The organism is Chamaesiphon sp. OTE_20_metabat_361, from assembly GCF_031364565.1.
In genome coordinates, this window is record NZ_JANLWO010000129.1 from 1 (window position 1) to 4,904 (window position 4,904).

At 46.7% G+C, this 4,904-nt stretch carries 7 protein-coding genes; 2 read left to right on the forward strand and 5 right to left on the reverse strand.

Features of this window, described 5'->3' with window-relative positions; genetic code table 11:
* Positions 1-195: 195 nt before the first annotated feature.
* On the reverse strand, positions 196-501 hold the full coding sequence (locus RMO35_RS03540; protein ID WP_309738595.1) for a hypothetical protein: 306 nt from the start codon (positions 499-501) through the stop codon (positions 196-198).
* Positions 502-729: 228 nt separating this feature from the next.
* On the opposite strand from RMO35_RS03540, the gene RMO35_RS03545 reads away from it, so the two are divergent.
* Positions 730-1,305 (forward strand): Uma2 family endonuclease, encoded by a 576-nt coding sequence (locus RMO35_RS03545; RefSeq protein WP_309738596.1) that lies wholly within the window; start codon positions 730-732, stop codon positions 1,303-1,305.
* Here RMO35_RS03545 and RMO35_RS03550 read toward each other — a convergent pair.
* The 3 genes from RMO35_RS03550 to RMO35_RS03560 all read right to left on the reverse strand — a co-directional run bounded on the left by RMO35_RS03550 (position 1,292) and on the right by RMO35_RS03560 (position 3,195).
* Positions 1,292-1,843, reverse strand: a complete 552-nt coding sequence (locus RMO35_RS03550; RefSeq protein ID WP_396134911.1) for a shikimate kinase — start codon at positions 1,841-1,843, stop codon at positions 1,292-1,294. The two genes, RMO35_RS03545 and RMO35_RS03550, sit on opposite strands and share 14 nt — an antisense overlap.
* 212 nt (positions 1,844-2,055) lie before the next feature.
* A complete protein-coding gene (locus tag RMO35_RS03555; RefSeq protein WP_309738598.1) occupies positions 2,056-2,238 on the reverse strand; it encodes an NAD(P)H dehydrogenase subunit NdhS in 183 nt (60 codons plus the stop codon).
* Between the two features lie 246 nt (positions 2,239-2,484).
* Entirely contained in the window at positions 2,485-3,195 is a 711-nt protein-coding gene (locus tag RMO35_RS03560; RefSeq protein WP_309738601.1) for a Crp/Fnr family transcriptional regulator, read from the reverse strand.
* A gap of 115 nt (positions 3,196-3,310) precedes the next feature.
* Between RMO35_RS03560 and RMO35_RS03565 the strand changes: the two genes are divergently transcribed.
* Entirely contained in the window at positions 3,311-4,318 is a 1,008-nt protein-coding gene (locus RMO35_RS03565; protein ID WP_309738603.1) for a hypothetical protein, read from the forward strand.
* A gap of 133 nt (positions 4,319-4,451) precedes the next feature.
* Here the strand turns inward: RMO35_RS03565 and RMO35_RS03570 are convergent.
* Positions 4,452-4,904: DUF3177 family protein (locus RMO35_RS03570; RefSeq protein WP_309738604.1), on the reverse strand; the 453-nt coding region annotated here is incomplete at its 5' end.

A 4,904-nucleotide genomic window follows, 5' to 3' on the forward strand; every position in this document is an offset into this window, starting at 1 on the left:
CCTCCCCTTATAAAGGGGAGGGAGCCGGATCTGAAGCCTCCCCTCATAAAGGGGAGGGAGCCGGATCTGAAGCCTCCCCTTATAAAGGGGAGGGAGCCGGATCTAAAGCCCCCCCTTTATAAGGGGGGGTTGGGGGGGTAAGCCATGCCTAAACGAAGCCAGCAAGAAGTTAGGGACAAACCAATCTGTGAAAATCTAGGATTTACGGTTGAATTCAAACCATGCCCATCCAGCAGCGCCGAGGAAGGCAAAGAAGGAGATCCACGCCAGCCATTGCGATATGTACACAACTACAGCACCGACGATAAAGAACCCGGAAAGTTTAGCCGCGATTATCAGATCTCGTTTGAAGCTACGTGCGGGTTTGTTGGTGCCAGTTTCTCTCACCGTCGGGTGAAACGGTGGCTCAGGGCGACGGATCTCTGATTCTAGTTCGCGCAATCTCAGCTCTAGCTCGCGCTGCCGGAGTTGTGCTTCTCGCTCTTGATAATTAGGTTCCACAAAATCTCGCTCGCTACTACAACTACTAGGATCGATCGCTAATCTAACTAAGTAAAATACCAAGTGTCAACAGTGAATCTACATAAAATGTCGATCGAAAAAATTGTTGTCAATTCTACCGATTACCGCTTATCTTAACTATTAATCTCTCGATCGAGTCAGACTCGATCGACAGCAACTCAGAAAATGGTACAATTGCTCTGAGATCTAGACAACAGGCTTGAGCTGATGGTTGCCCTCAAAGAAGATTTTCCCCACTTTACACCTGCCGAATATCTGGCTTGGGAGGAACAACAAGAATTTCGCCATGAGTATGTCGATGGTGAAGTTTATGCCATGACTGGCGGAACTATCAACCATAGTAAAATTGCGGTAAACTTTAGCACTGCACTCAAGAATCATTTGCGAGGCAGTGGCTGTCAGGTACTTAACGGGGATGCAAAGGTGCAGACGATCGAGTCAAACTCTTACTGTTATCCTGATGTTAGCGTGACGTGTGATATCCGCGATCGCGGTGCCGATCGATTCATCACTCATCCTTGTCTGATTGTCGAAGTTTTATCACCTAGTACCGAAGCTTACGACCGGGGTGATAAATTTAGACTGTATCGAAGATCCCCAGATCTTCAGGAGTATGTTTTAGTTAGCACTGCTGGGATATATGTAGATGTATACCAACGCAACGATCGCAATCGATGGGAACTGATGTCTTATGGTGAGGGCGATGAGATCGAACTCAAGAGTATTAATTACACCTTTACGATCGCGCAAATCTATGAAGATATCGCCTTTAATCTGGAATAGCTTGCGGTGTTTTCAAGACGGTGGGAATCTTGGCTAAAATCAGATCGACTATTTCTTCCGGCGCGAGTGGACGATCGATCGAAATCTGAATATCGGCTTCAGCGTACCTGTGGCGACGTTGAGCGAGCATTTGGTCTAATTTGGAGTGCAGATCTGTAGATGTGGCTAGGAGCGGGCGGGTGGTGTCACCCTGAAGACGTTCGACGAGGAGATCTACTGCTGGATCGAGCCAGATGACTAAGCCTTGGTGGAGGTGGTTCCAGTTCTCACGCTCGATGGCGATTCCGCCGCCAGTGGAGACTACTAGCCGGATGTGAGCTGATATTTCTGCTAATACTTGGGTTTCAATCTGGCGAAATTCTGGTTCGCCGACGGTTTGGAAAAGTTCGGCGATACTTTGAGCAACTAATTTCTCGATTGTCGTATCGGTATCGAGAAAATTGTATACCAATCGATCGGCAAGTAATGGGCCGATAGTACTTTTACCACAACCCATCATGCCAATGAGATAAATATTTAGTCCTTGTAAGTCGAACATGCTCACAGCTTGTGTTGAAACAAAGTTACTAGTTTTCTAGTGGATAGTGAATAGTGGATAGTAATTGGGAGTATGTTTTGAATCTATTTAGCTCGGTTGTTGCGCCATGAGGCAAGATGTAAGCTTACAAATTTGGGCGGTGCGAAAACTGGAGACTAGGGGACTGGAGAATCGATAATCTATTCACTATCCACTATCCACTATTCACTAAACTACTTCTTCGTCAAATCGACTGCTTCGATTTCGCTGAGGCGAAAAGTGACCATTTTGTCCCAGTTACCGCCTTCAAATAGCACTGCTGCTTTGCCATCGGTGACTCGTTGGACTAATCCCTGAAATCCGTAGTAGATATCGTTGATATTTTTGACACGGATGGTAGCACCTGGCAAAATCATAGGGATAGCGTAGTTAGATGGACAATGAATCCTTAGTTTAGCTTAACAGAGAACAGGGGTTTAAATTTCCCACCTCCAAGGTGGATTGTTGTTAGGGTCATTTTAAAACCCCATCCTAACAACCAATTATCAATTATCAATTGGTTGTACCGATCGTAGTCGTAGCGAAGCGTCTCCGTAAGGAGAAGTATCAATTAATTTAAAGAGCTATTCAACGATCGCGCGGACGATCGCCAAAATTAGCGCTTATTCTGCTTGAGGAGGCGAGAGTAAGCAGATGAGATTATCTTCTTTGATGTGGATGGCTTTGCGGTCTTCGCGCAGTTCTTTCATCAGCCTGGTGACGGTGACGCGGGTAGTCCCGATGGCACTGGCAATTTGGGCGTGAGTGAGGGGGAATGGCAAAAAGTACCCTTCCTTACAGGGTTCGCCAAATTCTTCGATCAAGAGGGTAAGATAACCGAGTAAACGTTCGATCGTGTGGCGTTGTCCGAGGGTATTGAGCCATAATAATTTCCGTTGGTGTTGATAACGAAAAGAGTCGAGGATTTCGCGCCGAAAACTTGGGAAGTTTTCGAGATCGTGCCAGTACATCCAGAAAATTGAAGTGTTATCTGTATGGGCAAATGCTTGCAGCGTGAAGGGAGATCGATCGACGATTTCAAATGGTTGCCCTGCACCGACAAAACCCAGGAAAGTTTCATCGCCGCTGTGAAGTTGGAACTCGATCGGGGTACTATTTTGGTGTGGATATGCTGGCGGTTCGGATTCCGCAGTTCCATTCAGGCGGATGGTACCGCGCTGAACTAAATATAGTAATCCCGATCGAGTGGGAATCTGGGCATCTTTAGCAAACGTTCGGTAGCGGTAATGTTCTTGTGCCCAATCTAGGAGTCGGTGCCAAGTTGAAAACGAACGAGTATTGTTTCTAGGCGGGGTAGATGATGATGATTGCATAACAAACCAGCAGAACGGCACATGATTTTCAATGATTCTACATGTATTTTGATGTAGTAAATCGTTGGATTTTAGTCTGGAATGTACTACGAAACTTGATAATCGGGGTGTGAATATGCAGATTTTTCCTTATGCAGAGCCGATCTTAGTACCATTGGTACCTACAATTGCAGGCGCGATCGCCGACTATTTGCAGTTACTGGCTCAGCAAGTTTGCGTAACATCACCACACAATTATGACGATTTGGCTACTGACTCAGCTCTAGACAGGTCTTGGCATTGGCAGTATAAATCTTCGATTAGGCTGGTGACAACATCACAATACCAGTATGTCAGCACGATCGCACACCGATTAGCCGCAAAATCTGCATTTAATTTTCAAGAAATCTGTCAGAATTTTGTTGAGATGGGGGATGGGGGGACTGGGAGCATTGCTTCTGTGACAATTCAGACAAGTTCCGAGCTGCTATTAGATGGCTGGTATAACGAGGCGGGGTATATTTATTTTCGAGTTACGGCTGAATCGATCGGGAAGTGGCTAAGTTACATCCACGATCTGCCACTCAATCTGGATCTGAATTCTCAGCTCGATGATACTGCGACTAGCATGGCTGTCTACGCTCATGCGCGGTGCTGCTCGATCCTAAAATTGGCAGCAAGCGAGCAACTAATCTCGCTAACCGATGATTGGCAACTTGTCGAGCCAATATTCTCGCACCAGCAATCGATCTCCAGCGATTGGATTTGCGGCGAGAATCCGCTTGAAGCTGCCACAAGTCGTCTATTCGAGCATCCGATGGAGCAGCGCCTAATTCAGGTGCTGATGAGGATTTTAGACAGCATCTACGAGCGAGATGGGATGCAGCACGATCGCGATCGTTGCAACTTTACGGCAAATGTGCAGCAATCGATCTGGCAACAATCCCCAAATTGGGCGAAACTAACTCTCACGCTGGCTCAAAGTTGGCTGGATTTTTATCGAGACTGTCGCATTTTTGGCGATCTAAAACATCAAAACCCACGTCTAGCAATTGCCAGATGTGGGCTAAGTGCGATCGTGCGTCGCTATTTACAGCTACTACTAACCAATTATCTCAGCATCCACGCCCGGATCGAGTTGTGAGGAAGCAGGAAATAGACTTTTGCAAAAGTCAGGGAATAGTGAATAGTGAATAGTGAATAGTGAATAGAAAGACGCAAGCGTCCACAAATTATTACCTCTTACCCATTACCCATTACCCCTTACCTCTTACCCCTTACTCATCCCCCACCATTGCCGAGCGACCTTGTTTGCCAAGGCGGACGATCGCAAAGTAGCCGAATGAGAGAGCATAGATGACTAGTCCCACGAAGCCGAGAAAGCTGAGGAAGGCTGGCTTAGAATTGGCATGAAAAAATTGGTAATACAGCCAAGCTGGTTGGAACCAGGCTTGACAGTAGTCGCTAGAGGTACCAACAAAGCTACACGATAAAAACGGGATGAGGGCGATCGCGCTGAGGGCGCAGTAGATCGTTGTTGCCCAGCGCCAGCCGAGAAATCCGAGTTTGAGTGGACTAGGTGGTAGATCGCTGATTTCGTCATTGATATCTGCCCAAAACCACAGGGAGATCGCGACTAAGCATTGACCGATAAAAGAAGCCACAAAACTGATGGCTGAAGATCCGATTTGTAAATAGACGACGATCGCGAGTAAACTCGATACTCGCCA

What these genes read in the sequence shown, in the direction of transcription:
- RMO35_RS03545 (WP_309738596.1), top strand. Translation starts at nt 730, where the DNA reads ATGGTTGCCCTCAAAGAAGATTTTCCCCACTTTACACCTGCCGAATAT.
- RMO35_RS03550 (WP_396134911.1), bottom strand. Translation starts at nt 1,843, where the DNA reads ATGTTCGACTTACAAGGACTAAATATTTATCTCATTGGCATGATGGGT.
- RMO35_RS03555 (WP_309738598.1), bottom strand. Translation starts at nt 2,238, where the DNA reads ATGATTTTGCCAGGTGCTACCATCCGTGTCAAAAATATCAACGATATC.
- RMO35_RS03560 (WP_309738601.1), bottom strand. Translation starts at nt 3,195, where the DNA reads ATGCAATCATCATCATCTACCCCGCCTAGAAACAATACTCGTTCGTTT.
- RMO35_RS03565 (WP_309738603.1), top strand. Translation starts at nt 3,311, where the DNA reads ATGCAGATTTTTCCTTATGCAGAGCCGATCTTAGTACCATTGGTACCT.